Source organism: Segatella copri (genome assembly GCF_949820605.1).
In the GTDB taxonomy this organism is placed as follows: Bacteria; Bacteroidota; Bacteroidia; order Bacteroidales; family Bacteroidaceae; genus Prevotella.
Window position 1 is genome coordinate 2,440,692 of the sequence record NZ_CATKVU010000006.1, and the last position, 15,165, is coordinate 2,455,856.

At 47.4% G+C, this 15,165-nt stretch carries 14 protein-coding genes; 1 reads left to right on the forward strand and 13 read right to left on the reverse strand.

From position 1 onward, the window contains the following. Positions 1-312: 312 nt before the first annotated feature. The 7 genes from RCO84_RS11200 to hpt all read right to left on the reverse strand — a co-directional run bounded on the left by RCO84_RS11200 (position 313) and on the right by hpt (position 5,249). Positions 313-1,506, reverse strand: coding sequence for a M23 family metallopeptidase (locus RCO84_RS11200; protein ID WP_317572787.1), 1,194 nt, complete (start codon positions 1,504-1,506; stop codon positions 313-315). Between the two features lie 158 nt (positions 1,507-1,664). Further along, entirely contained in the window at positions 1,665-2,504 is an 840-nt protein-coding gene (gene pgeF, locus RCO84_RS11205) for a peptidoglycan editing factor PgeF (protein ID WP_317585128.1), read from the reverse strand. A gap of 5 nt (positions 2,505-2,509) precedes the next feature. After that, positions 2,510-3,670: a GTPase ObgE gene (obgE, locus tag RCO84_RS11210; protein WP_317585129.1), complete on the reverse strand. Its 1,161-nt coding sequence runs from the start codon at positions 3,668-3,670 to the stop codon at positions 2,510-2,512. Positions 3,671-3,737: 67 nt separating this feature from the next. Next, positions 3,738-4,310, reverse strand: coding sequence for an adenylate kinase (locus RCO84_RS11215; RefSeq protein WP_022122168.1), 573 nt, complete (start codon positions 4,308-4,310; stop codon positions 3,738-3,740). Between the two features lie 43 nt (positions 4,311-4,353). After that, positions 4,354-4,521: a hypothetical protein gene (locus tag RCO84_RS11220; protein ID WP_153084623.1), complete on the reverse strand. Its 168-nt coding sequence runs from the start codon at positions 4,519-4,521 to the stop codon at positions 4,354-4,356. Further along, the gene (locus tag RCO84_RS11225) at positions 4,460-4,699 is read right to left on the reverse strand and encodes a DUF6722 family protein (RefSeq protein WP_117727200.1); all 240 of its coding nucleotides are present in this window, start codon (positions 4,697-4,699) and stop codon (positions 4,460-4,462) included. The genes RCO84_RS11220 and RCO84_RS11225 overlap by 62 nt, the downstream gene beginning before the upstream one ends. A 10-nt stretch (positions 4,700-4,709) precedes the next feature. Then, positions 4,710-5,249 (reverse strand): hypoxanthine phosphoribosyltransferase, encoded by a 540-nt coding sequence (gene hpt / locus RCO84_RS11230; RefSeq protein ID WP_144152897.1) that lies wholly within the window; start codon positions 5,247-5,249, stop codon positions 4,710-4,712. 166 nt (positions 5,250-5,415) lie between these two features. On the opposite strand from hpt, the gene RCO84_RS11235 reads away from it, so the two are divergent. Beyond that, positions 5,416-6,930, forward strand: coding sequence for an NAD(P)H-hydrate dehydratase (locus RCO84_RS11235; RefSeq protein WP_317585130.1), 1,515 nt, complete (start codon positions 5,416-5,418; stop codon positions 6,928-6,930). A 29-nt stretch (positions 6,931-6,959) separates the two neighbouring features. Here RCO84_RS11235 and RCO84_RS11240 read toward each other — a convergent pair whose 3' ends face one another. From RCO84_RS11240 to RCO84_RS11265, 6 genes are all read right to left on the reverse strand, one after another. Further along, on the reverse strand, positions 6,960-7,967 hold the full coding sequence (locus RCO84_RS11240; protein WP_317585131.1) for a transcriptional regulator: 1,008 nt from the start codon (positions 7,965-7,967) through the stop codon (positions 6,960-6,962). 798 nt (positions 7,968-8,765) lie between these two features. After that, a complete protein-coding gene (locus RCO84_RS11245; RefSeq protein ID WP_144152903.1) occupies positions 8,766-10,496 on the reverse strand; it encodes an ABC transporter ATP-binding protein in 1,731 nt (576 codons plus the stop codon). 14 nt (positions 10,497-10,510) lie between these two features. Further along, a complete protein-coding gene (locus tag RCO84_RS11250) occupies positions 10,511-11,131 on the reverse strand; it encodes a class I SAM-dependent methyltransferase (protein ID WP_270490500.1) in 621 nt (206 codons plus the stop codon). Between the two features lie 7 nt (positions 11,132-11,138). Beyond that, on the reverse strand, positions 11,139-12,941 hold the full coding sequence (locus tag RCO84_RS11255) for an ABC transporter ATP-binding protein (protein WP_287797410.1): 1,803 nt from the start codon (positions 12,939-12,941) through the stop codon (positions 11,139-11,141). A 153-nt stretch (positions 12,942-13,094) separates the two neighbouring features. Next, positions 13,095-13,634 carry a TetR/AcrR family transcriptional regulator gene (locus RCO84_RS11260; protein ID WP_317585133.1) on the reverse strand — a complete coding sequence of 180 codons (540 nt, stop codon included), beginning with the start codon at positions 13,632-13,634 and terminating at the stop codon, positions 13,095-13,097. Positions 13,635-13,814: 180 nt separating this feature from the next. Then, the gene (locus RCO84_RS11265) at positions 13,815-15,101 is read right to left on the reverse strand and encodes an IS1380 family transposase (protein WP_200756500.1); all 1,287 of its coding nucleotides are present in this window, start codon (positions 15,099-15,101) and stop codon (positions 13,815-13,817) included. Between the last annotated feature and the right edge of the window lie 64 nt (positions 15,102-15,165).

Sequence of the window (15,165 nt, forward strand, 5' to 3'; positions counted from 1 at the left end):
TAGCGGGAGCCATGAATAGAGTACTGGCAAGCGAAAGACAGCATACTGGTATAAGTAAGACAGCCCACTAGCAAGCGTATTGCCAGTGGGCTGTTCTTCTTAAACAGTCATCAAAATCCAAAGGAAAAGCGGTAGAAGTAACGGACATCGAAAAACTCTTCACTCTTCACCTTTTCTTCGGAACCCCATGTGTTTATCGGTGTTTCGAGGGGTGAAGAGTTTCACCTGACTCTTCACCCACTCTTCACCCCTCGAAATGCCGATAAACACTAGGGTTTCCGGCCGAAAGGTGAAGAGTGAAGAGTAAAACGGCTATCGGTTCTTTACACTCTTAACGCCCCTGCCCTTCGAGAGATAAAGGGTTACAGGCTTCAATTGATGCTTGCCGTGGTCATAAATGATGGCTGGGTCCAGTCGTCTACCATCAAAGCTAACCTCGAAATGAAGGTGCTCTGTGGTAGCCCTACCGGTGCGGCCCGTCAAACCGATTACCTGACCAGCCTTTACCTTATCGCCCTTCTTCACCTTGTTCCTACTCTGATGACTGTAGAGCGTCTCGAAACCATAAGCATGCTTGATACGGATGCAGTTGCCGTAACCATAGAAAGGTCCTGATGCAACAACCGTACCGTCAAAGGCAGCCACTATCTCATCATTCGGGCACGTCTTGAGGTCAACCCCCGAATGACGGCGCTTGCCACCATAAGGACTGATTACCTTGGCACCCGGCAAAGGATAAGCCCAGGCTGTCTTTTCTATCTTCTCCAAATCAAGCTCGAAAGTATTGGTAATGGTAAACGGATCATTAACCTCATCAGGGTCGAGCGTCATTCCATCGCCTATTCCACCCTTTTTCTTGCCAGATGCCTCCTTGTCAGCCTCAGCATTTCTTCCTACAGAAGAATCCTTGCCACCGATAACCGAAGCGATGACACGGGCACCCTGCTTGCGGAACTGCACCGTCTGGCGGCGCAACTTATGTGATTTCAGTTCTACGAAAGTTTCCGGATTCAACCTACCGCCATTCACCATGATAGAGAAGTCGCAATAAGTTTCACCCTCCTTAGAGCCTACAATGGCAATCGTCTGTCCGGCATCCACATGCTGTCCTACCCTAACCAGGTTTTCGGCATTGTTGGCATAAACGGTTTCCAGACCGCAATCGTGGCGCACCACGATGACATTACCCATTGATTCCGACTTTCTGGAAAGTCGCACATAACCTTCGAGCATCGCCTTGACAGCATCGCCTTTAGAGGTAGAGATACGCAACACATGATTGTTCAGAAGGGTTGCTTTGCCCACAGGAAGCGGGAAGGAATATTCCTTAGCACGGAATATCTCAAAGTCTACATTAAATGCCTGACTCTGGGCAAAGAGACCGGGTGTTGCAATACTCACCTGCTGCTGTTCGGCTGCCGTGAATACATTTTTAGCGGGCATAAAACTGCTCAGCGAGAACACCATGAGTCCTGCCACAGCCAATAGCCGCAATCCTTTTTTCATTCTTTTCATTATTTACTTTTTCTTTCTGATTTTCAAAATATTCTATAAACAATAAACTATTAACTGAAAAACATCCATTTCTCTCTCTCCGTTCTTACAGAAAAGGAAAAATGGATGTTATCTTGAAAACTATCTGATACTTACCTGCTACCAGGCTTTTACTTCAACAAGATGCCTGTATAGATTCTGCCACTCTCTATACCCAGTTTTCTGGCAGAGAAGTACTCATCGCTGTGGGCAAAGGTACAGATGCCACAATCCTGGATATTCTCTTCGGCCACTCCACAATGCAGAAGAATCTGTCTGTTGCAGAGCGGAAGATTGAGATGCCATTTCAGCGGCTGCACAATATTACCCTCAGCAGCCAGGCGCTCACGCTCAGCAGGACCAACCGAGAAGGCGGCATTAGGACGCTGTTCGGCAATCTCTTCCATAGGGAAAGCTGCCTGCTCAAACGCCTCGTAAACTTCATCGCCCACCTCGAAATGGTCGAGCGAAATGCCCGGACCTATCACCGCCTTCAACTTCTTCGGATCGGTATGATAGGAAAACGCCATCTCCTGAATGGTTTTATGCACAATGCGAGCCAGCGTACCACGCCAGCCGGCATGGATGGCAGCCACAGCATGATGCTCCTCATCATAAAGAAGCACAGGGATGCAATCGGCAGTAGAAACACCGATACATACACCTTTCTGGTCAGTCATCACAGCATCTACACCTTCGAGCACCATCTTGCGGATATTCTCAGGCATGGTGAGAAACTCACCGGCAATATTGCGCACCTCTACTCCATGCACCTGATGGGGCATGATGATATGGTCGGTATCAATACCCAACTCTGTGGCAAGACGCTTGCGGTTTTCAGCCACATGTTCTGCATTGTCACCGCAAAACTCATTGATATTAAATTCGCCATAGTTGCCCTGGCTTACTCCTCCCTTACGGGTAGTAGAGAAAGCCCTGACGCCAGCGGCTACCTGATATTCTTTGATCATAACATTTATTCGTATTCGAAATCATCGAGGTCGTCAACATCCTCGATTTCATCCTCATCAATATATTCTACAACATCCTCGCCCTCTGCAGCCAGTTCCTGCTGGAAGCGAGACATATCCTTGTCACGGTGAACAAGCGTATCTTCGGCAGTAATCTCCTGAAGCTTGTTGCTCTCTGAATTGAGTTCCTTCCAGAGCACGTCCTTCAGTTCCTTGATACCCTGTCCGGTAACAGACGAGATGAAGACCACCGGAAGATCGGTAGGCAAAGTTTCCTTGAGCATTTCAATCAGTTCTTCGTCGAGCAGATCGCACTTGGTGATAGCCAGCACGCGATGCTTGTCGAGCATCTCTGGATTGAAGTTCTTCAGTTCGCCCAGCAATACTTCATATTCTTTCTTGATGTCGTCAGTATCGCCCGGAACCATGAAGAGCAGCAGAGAGTTGCGCTCAATATGGCGGAGGAATCGCAAGCCCAAACCTTTTCCTTCGCTCGCGCCCTCGATGATGCCAGGAATATCAGCCATGACAAAACTCTGGTGATCGCGATAATCTACGATACCCAGCGATGGTTCGAGCGTAGTAAACGGATAGTTTGCAATCTTAGGACGGGCACTTGATACGGCACTCAGCAAAGTTGACTTACCGGCATTAGGGAAACCTACCAGACCTACATCGGCAAGGAGCTTGAGCTCCATGATGATGGTCATCTCCTGCATAGGTTCGCCCGGCTGTGCATAGCGAGGAGCCTGGTTGGTAGAGGTACGGAACTGGAAGTTGCCCAATCCGCCACGACCGCCCTTGAGGAGCAGAACTTCCTGCCCGTCATAAGCTACATCGCATACAAACTTGCCTGTTTCGGCATTATAAACCACAGTACCGCAAGGCACATCGATATAAATATCCTTGCCATCGGTTCCATGACACTTATCACGGCCACCATTTCCACCATGCTCGGCAAAGAAGTGGCGCTGATACTTGAGGTGCAGCAACGTCCAGTAGTTATGGTTGCCGCGGAGATAGATGCTTCCTCCACGTCCGCCGTCGCCACCGTCAGGACCGCCGTTAGGCTGGTACTTTACGTGGCGCAGGTGCATGGAGCCCTTGCCACCCTTACCAGAGCGGCATTGTATCTTTACGTAGTCTACGAAATTGGATTCAGCCATTTATTCTTTTCTTTTTATTTAATGAATAAATCTTCCCCACCATAGCGGGGAAGATTCTTTATCTTGATTACAAGTTGTCGATTACATTGCAAACACGTGCGAAGATCTCATCTACAGTACCGAGACCCTCGATGTGGTGATGAATGCCTTCCTTCTCATACCAGTCGATGAGCGGAGCAGTCTGTGTATGATAAACATTGAGACGCTTCTTGATAGTCTCCTCGTTATCATCAGAACGGCCGCTTTCCTTACCGCGGTTAATCAGGCGAGCCATCAGCTCATCCTCAGGAACAGCCAACTCAATCATCGCAGCAATCTTATGACCACGCTCAGAAAGCATCTTCTTCAGAGCCTCAGCCTGTGGAGTGGTACGTGGGAAACCGTCGAAGATTACACCAGCGTGATCCTTACCGAAGCTATCGTATACACTTGCGAGGATGTCAATCATCAACTCGTCTGGAATCAACTGACCATTGTCGATATAACCCTTAGCTGTCTTACCAAGTTCTGTACCATTCTTGATTTCGTTACGAAGTACGTCACCTGTAGAAATGTGACCGAGACCATACTTCTCGATCATCTTGTCGCTCTGTGTGCCTTTACCTGCACCTGGAGCGCCGAAAATTACGATATTTTTCATTTTTACCTTAATATATATAAAATATTTATGTTGTGTCAGAAACTTAACTATATTTATTAACCCACTTCTGCCCCTTTGGAGACAAAAGAACTGCAAAAACAATTCCAAAGAGAACTGTTACAACGCCTAAGAAAAATAATGCATCCATTTTATGTCCTCCTATTTTTATTGTTATACTTTCGAGTTGTTTTATACTTCCTTTCTTTCTCATCCTTACTTTTGGATATGAAGAACAAACCTGCACAAAAGAAGATTGTTGCCAAAACGCCACTAATTGCATAAAGCAACCACCGCATTTCACCCAAATCCACCATTAAAGATGCGACAAATACAGCAGTCAAGAAGTACTTGGAGACATCCAAGCAATAATCACTAATTTTCTCCCACATGCTTCACCCCCTATTCTTCTACAATGGTGTAGATGTCGCGGAGGTTTCTGCCTTCTTGGTCATAATCTAATCCATATCCTACGATGAAATCGTTAGGGATTTCCATAACAGCATAGTTGATATCAAGATCAACCTTCAAGTTGCCTGGCTTCACGAGGAGTGAACAAACCTCAACGCTGGCTGGGTTCATCTTCTTCAGGTCTTCAATCATGTGAGCCATGGTGAAACCAGAATCTACGATGTCCTCTACGATAACCACGTGGCGGCCTGCCAAATCCTGGTTTAAACCCATCAGGGTCTTCATGCTGCCCGTAGAGGAGGTACCCTCGTAAGAAGCATACTTCACGAATGAAATCTCGCTTGGCACGGTAATCATTCGCATCAAGTCGGCTGCAAAGATAAATGCGCCGTTCAATACTGCCAGGAATACAGGTTTTTTGCCTTCATAATCCTTGTTCAGACGGTCTGCTACGACCTGTACTTTCTTCAGAATCTCAGCCTCAGGAATCGATGTCTTGAAGCTCTTATCCTTGATCTTTACTATGCTCATAGTCTGTTCTATAATAATATTTTCTGCAAAATTACGAAAAAAACATGAAACTTCGTGCTTTCATCAACTATTTTTTGTACTTTTGCATGAAAATAACCGTTTATCTGCATGAGTTGACAAATTATCACGACAGTTCGCGCAGATAATACTAAGATTATCAGATAATATGAAGATTTTCACAAGCGCTCAGATTCATGAGTTGGATAAATACACCATTGAGCATGAACCTATCAGTTCGCTCAACCTGATGGAACGTGCAGCCAAAGCGCTGACACGCGCCATAAAAGAGGAATGGTCTAACCGCACTCCAGTGGTCGTTTTCGCCGGTCCGGGTAATAACGGCGGCGATGCGCTTGCTGTGGCGAGAATGCTCAGCGAGGATGGATATGATGTAAGTGTATACCTCTTTAATGTACAGAATAAACTGTCGGCAGACTGTCTTGCCAACAAGAAACGTCTGCAGGATGCAAAGAGAGTAAAATTTACTGAGATTACCACTAACCTGGACCCTCCTAAGCTCAATGCAGAAACGCTGGTGGTGGACGGACTCTTTGGAAGCGGAATCAACAAGCCACTGGCAGGCGGATTCGCCGCGATGGTGAAATATATCAACCAGAGTCCTGCCAAGGTAGTAAGCATCGATATCCCTTCGGGACTGATGACCGAGGACAATTCCTATAATATCCATGCCAACATCATCCGTGCCAGTCTGACCCTTACCCTGCAGCAGAAGAAACTGTCGATGCTGATGGCGGATAACCAGCAGTACCTGGGCAGACTGCGCGTTCTCAACATCCGACTTTCCCAGGAATTCATCCAAAATACGGAGTGCCAGTGCCGCATACTCGAAGAGAACGACATCCGTCCGCTCTTGAAATCGCGCAGCGACTTTGCTCATAAAGGCAGCATGGGTAATGCGCTGCTCATAGCGGGAAGTTACGGCATGAGCGGTGCTTCGGTATTAGCCACCAAGGCTTGTCTGAGAACCGGTGCGGGCAAGGTAACAGCCCATACCCCAAAGCGGAATTATGAAATCATGCAGATTTCGGTACCTGAAGCGGTACTGCAGATGGATGCTGAAGAAACCATATTCAGCGAACCGGTAGATACAGAGATGTTCGATGCGCTGGGCGTAGGTCCCGGATTGGGACAGAACGAGACAACAGCCATCGCCCTCATCGCCCAACTGCGCCGTGCTACCTGTCCGCTCGTCATTGATGCCGATGCGCTCAATATTCTTTCCAGCCACAGGGCGTGGATGCAGCAGTTGCCAAAGAATATCATCATGACACCTCATCCGAAGGAGTTCGACCGGCTTGCCGGCAATGCGAGCAGCAGCTGTACCGAAAGACTGATGAAGGCAAGCGAACTGGCAGAACGCCTCCAGGCATACATTATATTAAAGGGACATTATTCTGCACTCTGCCACCCGGATGGAAAGGTAGAATTCTGCTCTACCGGCAACAGCGGCATGGCCACTGCAGGAAGCGGCGATGTACTGACCGGTATCATCACAGCCCTCCTGGCTAGAGGATACAAGCAGGCAGATGCCTGTCGCCTGGGTATGCATCTTCATGGTCTGGCTGGTGACCTTGCCGCTAAAGATCTGGGCAAAGAGAGCCTCATCGCCAGCGACATCATCCAATATATTCCGAAAGCATTTCTCAGATTGGAAGAATAATTACCAAGAAATAAGAATATCCATAAAAGTCAGGAGTTTTCGGCTTCTGACTTTTTTACTTGTTTCTGCGCATCATAGAACCTTACTTCCAAGGTTCTCCTCAAATCATCGCGACGGTCCATATTCAACTTTTTGCGGATATGGCAACGCTGGCTGGTGATATTTGATTCACTCTTATTGAGTTTTACACATATTTCCTTTAAAGTCCGTCCCTGGAGAATCAGCTTGCATATTTCCTTTTCGCTGAATGTAAGTCCATCACAAACCTGATCCCACGCCACTCTATCCAATTCTTCATTAAACAGATGTTTAGAAGCATGGGTAATAATCTTCTGCCGGACATCAGGAGTCAGACGCTTCATCAGGCTTTCTGCTGCTTCCGGTTCATTATCCTTCAAATCGGCAAGCATATTCAACGCCTTGTTTTCTACCCGAGCCATCCGTTTCGGCTGGCGCAACCCCTTGGTTACAATACTCATATTATATACTGCCACATAAACCAGCATCACGAAACCCAGAAAAATCGTCTTCATACTGAACAGAGCTGGCATAAGCGGAGTGCTGAACAGGTATATCAGCAATAGCGGTATCATACCTGCCGTGATGATGGTGCAAGTCTTATACAAAGTTTGGCTTAACGCTGTAATAGCCAGGATAAAGACGACAAACAGGTTGCAGATAACGCTCAAATTATCATTGGGCAAACCAAAATTGATGCAAAATACGCTATCAAGAGCCAGTTTGGCGAACATCAGAAGGTAAAGAGAAGAAATACCTTTCACGAAAGCAATCTTCCGCTTCCAAATGAGGAACTGCAGGAGGCAGAACACGAATGTATGCAAACAGCAAAGGCTTAAACCATAAGATTCTTTCGTCACCAGAAAGAGCATAATATGATAAGGTATGATAATCAGCTCGCTTATCGTCAGAAGTAGAAAGGCGATAATGCGTCGGCGGTCTACCACACCACAATATTGAGGGCATAAATGATGCTCTACCCTCATAATCAGGTTTACAATGTCATTCTTCAGTTTCATTTCGTTTTGGTTATTTTCTTGAATCTTACTTATACTTTCGTAAGTCAAACGGCTCTTTTTCTTGGAAATTGCCATTTTTTAGGGAATTATTGATTTCGGCTGCAAAATTACAAATAATATCAGAAATTCTTGTTCAATTATCAGAAAATCGTACAACTTTAACGATTTTAAGCATAAATCAGTGCACTTTTTAGGGGGGGGTGGGAAATTCAGTATTTTTCAGTGTAGAAAAGTTTGGTCGTCTTAAATATTCACTATATTTTTGCAGCTGAAATTCAAAAACTTGAGATACAGATGAGCTAAAAAATAAGTTGAAAATAAACTGAAAGGAAAAAGAAACAGTTGAAAGTAAACTTCAGAAAACAAGAGTTCTCAGTAGCTTCAGGTATTGGTGATCATTATAAAGAGTATACAAGTAAGTAACAAGGTGATTCTAAATCATTCAATGTATTTTTTAATAAAAAAAACGATAAGTTTTTGCAGATGTCTTAGAATGAGAGAGTTATGAGGATATTCAAAAATTCAGGTAATGACTTGGCAACGGTCTTAATCTCAGCGTTTTGCCGCTCATTACTGTCAAACAACTCTTCAAATGCAAAAATACAAATTATTTCTCAAACTGCCTAATGGTAGTATGAGAAAATCTGTTTTTTAACTCTTTGCGAAGATTTTCCGAAAAGAAAGGAGTGCAGACTTGGCTATGCCAAACAGACGAACGGCGTTTTTCTACTGCCGTTCGTCTGTTTCAAGGTATGGCTGATACATTACTTTCCATGCTTAATAAGCAACAGGAAAGAATCACATCTGCCATCCCATCGTTTTCTCCTGAATGTTCCAAAGCCGGGCGTAAAGTCCGCACTTGCCCATCAGTTCGGCGTGTGTTCCCTGTTCGGCGATGCGCCCATTGTCAAGTACAACGATGCGGTCGGCATTCATGATGGTCTTCAGACGATGGGCGATGACAATGACCGTCCGCCCGTTGACGAGTGTGTCAATGGCGCGTTGCACCTCCACCTCGTTCTCCGGGTCAAGTGATGCGGTGGCTTCATCGAGCAGGATGACAGGGGCATCTTTCAATATGGCACGGGCTATGGAGAGGCGCTGCTTCTCGCCGCCGCTCAACGTGCATCCGCCTTCGCCCACATGGGTGTCGTAACCTTGCGGCAGGCGCATGATGAAATCGTGACAGCAAGCGCAGCGGGCTGCAGCCATGACCTCATCATCGGAGGCATCGGGCTTACCGAAACGGATGTTGTTACGGATGGTGTCTTGAAAGAGATAGACATCCTGGAATACCATCGACATGCGGCTCATCAGCGATTCCGGCTGTATCTCGCTCATCGGTATACCACCGAATGTGACGCGCCCTTGTTGCGGGTCATAGAATCGGGCGCAGAGTTTCAACAGCGTACTCTTTCCGCTGCCCGATGGTCCGACAAGAGCCGTGAGTGAGTTTTGCGGCAGTGTAAGCGACAAGTCGTGAAGCACATCCTTTCCGTCATAGCCGAACGAGACGTGTTCCATGCGGATGTCACCGTTCTCAGGAGCCTTGCGAATGCCCTGCATTTCCGGCTCACGCATCAGCGAGAGGATGCGACCTCCCGCGATGGAGAAATAGCGGAACTCGGCAAAGTTGGTCAGTGCAGAAGTGAGCGGGTCGAACACGCGCGAGCCTACAATGAGGAACAGGACGAAAGTGAGCACGGAAAGCTGACCACCCAGCATGAGATAGACACCGCAAAGCACCATTAGCGTAAGTCCGGCACGGACGAGGGCGATGCTCAGCAACACGAAGGGACCGAGCAATGCTTCCTGACGGATGGCTGCGCGGCGCAGACGGGCGAAAGCATCGCGCAGGCGGACAAAACGCTCGCCAACAAGGTTGTATGCCTTCATCACGCGGATGCCCTGCAGGTATTCCTCTAAACGGTTGCCCGCGTTTATCTTCGCCTCTATTTGTTGCCCACTCAGTTTGTTTTGCGCGTATGTGCTCAGCCAAAGCACAAGCACGGACAGCGGAAGGGCGATGAACATCGCCGTGGCCATGCGCCAGTCTATCCATAACAGCGAGAGGAAAGCGAGCAAGGGCATCACCATGGCTCCCATCAGTTGCGGCAGATAGTGGGAAACGCCAGTCTCGGCCATCGTGAAATCTGTGATAATCATTGAAGACAGGTCGCCGGGGTCGCGATGTGAGAGGAATCCTAACGACAGTCGCCGCAGGTGCTCGGCAAGGGATATGCGCCCGGATGCGCTCATCTCGTATGCGCCTCGGAAGTTGGCACGGTAGGCGGCACGCTCCGCCGCCGCCATCACTCCCATGTATAAGACGAGTACGGCAATGATTGTCCACAGCCTCGTTGTGTCCAGCGGTGTGCCACTGCCGTCGAAACTGCGGAAGATGGTACTGACAGCCTCAATGGAGAGACAGAATGGTACTATGTTCACAAGATTGGCGAGCATCGTGAAACCGACGGGCTTCCGAAGTCGCTCGGTCTGCCCGATTGTAATGTTGTTGATTGCGTTCATATACAGTTCTCCTTTCATTTATGTGATATAATATGTATTTCGTCCTTTTTACGGACTGTTCTGATGGATGAGAATCCTGCTTCAGACAACCGTTCTTCCAAATCTTCTGGAGTATAGACCACCATTCCGTCTATCCGTTCCGTCCACATTTTCCCAAGTTCGGGGTCGCTCGCTTCCAAACTGATAAGGAAACAGCCTCCCTTTCGGAGCACACGCGCTACCTCAGACAACGCTTTGTTTACAGGCGACCAGAAATAGACCGTTTCAAAAGCTGTTACTGCATCAAACGCCCCTTCTTTATATGGCAAGGAACAGACATCCCCTTGTTGTATGAAACATCTTTTATCCAAGTCTTTTGTATTGTACTTTTGGGCGAATGAAACACTTTCTTCTGACAGGTCTATGCCGTAGATGTTTCCTTTCGGGCATAAATTCAATAGACGTTTCAAATTCGCACCACCGCCGCAGCCTATATCAAGCACATTCCATTCCGGCTGCCATTTCACTTGCTTCATGCCACGATTAGCCAAAGATGCATGAAAACAATTCATTCCCCGCAAAATCATCCGTCCCCAAAATCCTTGCGGACAACTTGTGTTTTGCAAGACTTTGTTTAAGAAATTCCTTTTTCCCATATTGCTTTTAATTTTTGTTCAACGTCCAATGGTATGCGCTCGTATAGGCATCCCACATATTTTTATATACGCCCGGCGTGCGGCTCAGTTCCGTGTGCCGTCCCTGTTGCGCCACACGCCCCTCTTTCAGCACGACGATGTTGTCTGCCGACACGATGGACGATAGACGGTGAGCAATGACTATCACCGTCTTGCCTTTCATCAACTTGGCAAGAGCCTGCTGCATGCGGTATTCGTTCTCCGGGTCGGCAAAGGCTGTAGCCTCATCAAGCACCAGTATCGGAGCATTCTTCAGTATGGCACGAGCCACGCAGACACGCTGCGCCTCGCCGCCGGAGAGATAGACGCCATTGTCACCGATGCGCGTCTGATAGCCTTGTGGCAGGCGGCTGATGAAGTCGTTGCATTGTGCGGCACGGGCGGCATCCTCCACCTGCTTTGCCGTCGCATGGGGACAGCCCACAGCAATGTTCTCATAGAGTGTGTCGTAGAAGAGGAACGTGTCCTGAAAGACAAACGACACGAGGCTCATCAGCCGTTCCGTGGCTATCTCCTTGATATTTACCCCGCCAATGCGGATTTCCCCTTCCGTCACATCCCAGAAGCGGGGTATCAGGTTGGCAACGGTCGATTTGCCGCTGCCCGACGGTCCCACGAGGGCGGTTATCGCACCTTGTCTTGCCGCGAACGAGATGTCACGCAAGGCTTCAGTCCGTGTGCCCTCGTCCGTGTTCTCGTATGCAAACGACACGTGCCGGAACTCAATGTCGCAGGTCACGGGCATCTGCGGATGCTTTGACTCCGCCACAGGACATCGGTTCAGGATGCGGTCGATACGCTCCACGCCTTCATCTATCTCCCGTGTGCTGCTTCCGAGATACATCAGCTTATAGACCGGTGATGCCACACCCGGACCCATGATGATGAAAAACAGCCACACGGCGGCGAGGGCAATGCTTCCGGGAGTGGCCTGCAACAGCATGATGCCGACGGGAAGAATGAACGTGACAACGGAATTAAGCAACACCGTGAACGCAATCATTCCACTCTGATAGGTATCACACACGCGAAGTGCGAATGTCTTGTACGCCTCTATCTCCGCATGGAAGCGTCGGAACGATAGAACGCTCTGCCCGAATATCTTCACCACAGGCATACCGCGCACATACTGCACGGCAGAGGCCGACATCTGTTCCTGTGCGTCGAAATAAGCTCTGGTGAACTCCTGTGCTTTCTTGCCCATGAAATTGCCGAACTGCAGGGCGATGCTCAGGGCTATGACCGCAAGGCATACTGCCGCTATCCACCCGGAGAGCGAGAAGAAGATAGCAAACATCACCGCCACCGTGGCGACGACATTCACTATGTCGGGGATGGTGTGGGCGATGAATGTCTCCATTTTCTCAATGTTCTGTTCCATCGTTTTCTTGATGGCTCCCGTTGATGTGTTAGTCAGAAAGCCTAATGGCAACCGTCCGATATGTTCAGAGAGTCTCACACGCATACCGTAGAGAATGTTGAATGCCGCCACATGCGAAGCCATCAGTGAGGCATAAAGCGTCAGCAAGCCGAGGGCGAGGCCTCCGAGCGCAGTCCATCCCAAAAGCTCCATGGTTGCGCCATTGGCTGAAGTCGGTGAACCGCCATGTTCCAGCAGTTTCCGAAGGATTTCATACACAGCCCAATAGGGCACAAGCATACATACGGCACTCGCCGCCGACAACACGCCTGCCACGATGAGCAGTCCCTTGCGCTGTCCCGCTATCTCCATCAGCCGGGACAAGCCTTTCTTTTTCTTTTCTTGTTTCATACTCTGTTGTTATCTTTGGTTGATTATATCCATTCTTGCCAAATGGATGAATAATGGACCTTTCGGTTGAGCAAGGGTAGGGAGTTTGCTCACTCTGCCGAGTGTAAGAAAGGTGCGCAAAAGCGAACGATATTCCGAAACGTTCAAAATCTATCATACTTCGGTTTCATATATGTTCATTATATTCTTCCATCCCTGTATCTCGAAGCGCATGTATTCCTCAACTATCCGACCTATTTCCTGTCTCTGAATGTTGTGCATCAGCATTTCTTCAAACAGTGTGAACATCCATACGGTGTGCAGATGTATGAAGAAATCGGATACCGCGACATTGATTTCCGGGTGTCTTTGCTTGTTGTCGGCGAACCATGCCTTGACCTGCTCGGTAGCCCTGTTGGTGAACTGCTCCCGGAATGTCTCCAACGAAGAACCTTGCGCAAGAAACAACAAGATTCTCATAAGCGTCCTGTACTTGTCAATCAACTGCACATATTCGTTCACACAATCCCTGAAATAAGCCTCCGAGAACATTTCCAAGGCATCCCTGCCACTTTGTCCATGATGCTTTTCCAATAACCGCTTGAACTCATCAGTCACGGGGCGGACTACCGCCTGAAACAGTTCGTCCTTGCCCGCAAAATAATTATAGACATTGCCCACGCCCATTCCAGCGGCATCGGCAATATCACGCATGGAAGTTTTTAGCCTCAAATCCGCAACCTATAGGGTTTAGTGGGATTTTGCTTGCAAAGCGACAAAATTCATTTTATTGTACATATTTCTTGCACAACAGAAATGTCGCAGACACAAAATCCCCTTACCCCATAAAGCGATTTGAGGTAATACGCTGGTTTAACCAGAAAAGCATGGTCTTTAACCAAAGTCTGTCTTGAACAGGTTGGCATAAGCATTGTTGTCTGAGTAAATGTTCAATACATGCCTACGTGATGTCTTAATCCATTTCGCAGGAACAGAGATGAACTTGAAAACAAAGGTCTTGATTCTGCTGGTGGCACGCAATCCAAATTCATGGGTTTTCAATCTCTGCATAATAGCTTTGTAGAAGTTTCTGATGAGAGCTGTCATAAGCAGGAATACAGTATTCTGTGCCATGAACGATTTTGGCAATCGATTCCAGCCAAAGCCATTGTTCATGTCATCGAAGATGCGTTCCTTGCCACCACGAAGATTGTAGAATTCCACGATGTCTCTTGCACTCGACTTGTAATCGTTAGTCAGTATACATCTGTAGGTATATTCGCCTTCCCAAATGTCAAGGTCTCCATCTATTCGCCTTTGTCTCTGTATGACAAGACGATACGGTTTTCCTTTCCATTTCTCAACAAGGATAGAATTCAACTCAAACTCAATACCGTTGATTTCAACAGTTTTCCATCCAGTTAAGGCAAACATGGAATCGTAGAAAGAAGAGCATCTGTTGGCACGAATATAAAAATGCCTGCAATGAGCCTCTACCATATCTACGATTTCCTCCGAACATGAGCCGCAATCCATGCGGGCACGAGAAATATATATTTCCGAAGCCTCCAATCGCTTGAAGATTCTTTCCAAAGTTTCTTTTTGGTTGAAGCGTACGTTTGTGTTGCCGTCTCTATTTTCAATACCAACAATCATGTCGTTAATGACAGCTACGCCTGGACTATAGCCCAAGAACTTCTTGTAGGTTGGTTTTGCATCATACTTCTCTGTTTCAATGAACTGATGGTCAAAGTCAAAATCATACTCTTGACCGGATTTCAATTGACCAGTAGCAAGCAGGGCATTGACCAGTAAGCAGTTCATCTTGTCTGCAGTATTGAAATCATAGGATTTGCCAGAAGCAGACTTATAGGTGATGCTCTTAAAAGTCAGTTCTTCGATAGCACGTAATATGGTGTCTGCGCTGCAAGTGCGAAGAGTTGGATGAAGAGACAAATGTTTCATCAGGTGAGTTGTAACATCCTCAATACATGAGCCACCACAAAGATATACGCACATCAGAGAGCGTAGAATCTCGCTATATTGATAACCAAACATAGTGCATCTCAATCCCAAGGTGGAATCTATGGTTTGAGCTAAAAGAGCATCAAATTGCTCCATAATCGAAAAAATTCCCCCAAAAGGAGTGAGTTTCTCAGATTTTATTTGTATCTTTGCCATGTCATATTAGAGTTTTGCTTGTCTTCTTTTCGCAACACTAAGGTAAGTGAAAATTCTGACATGG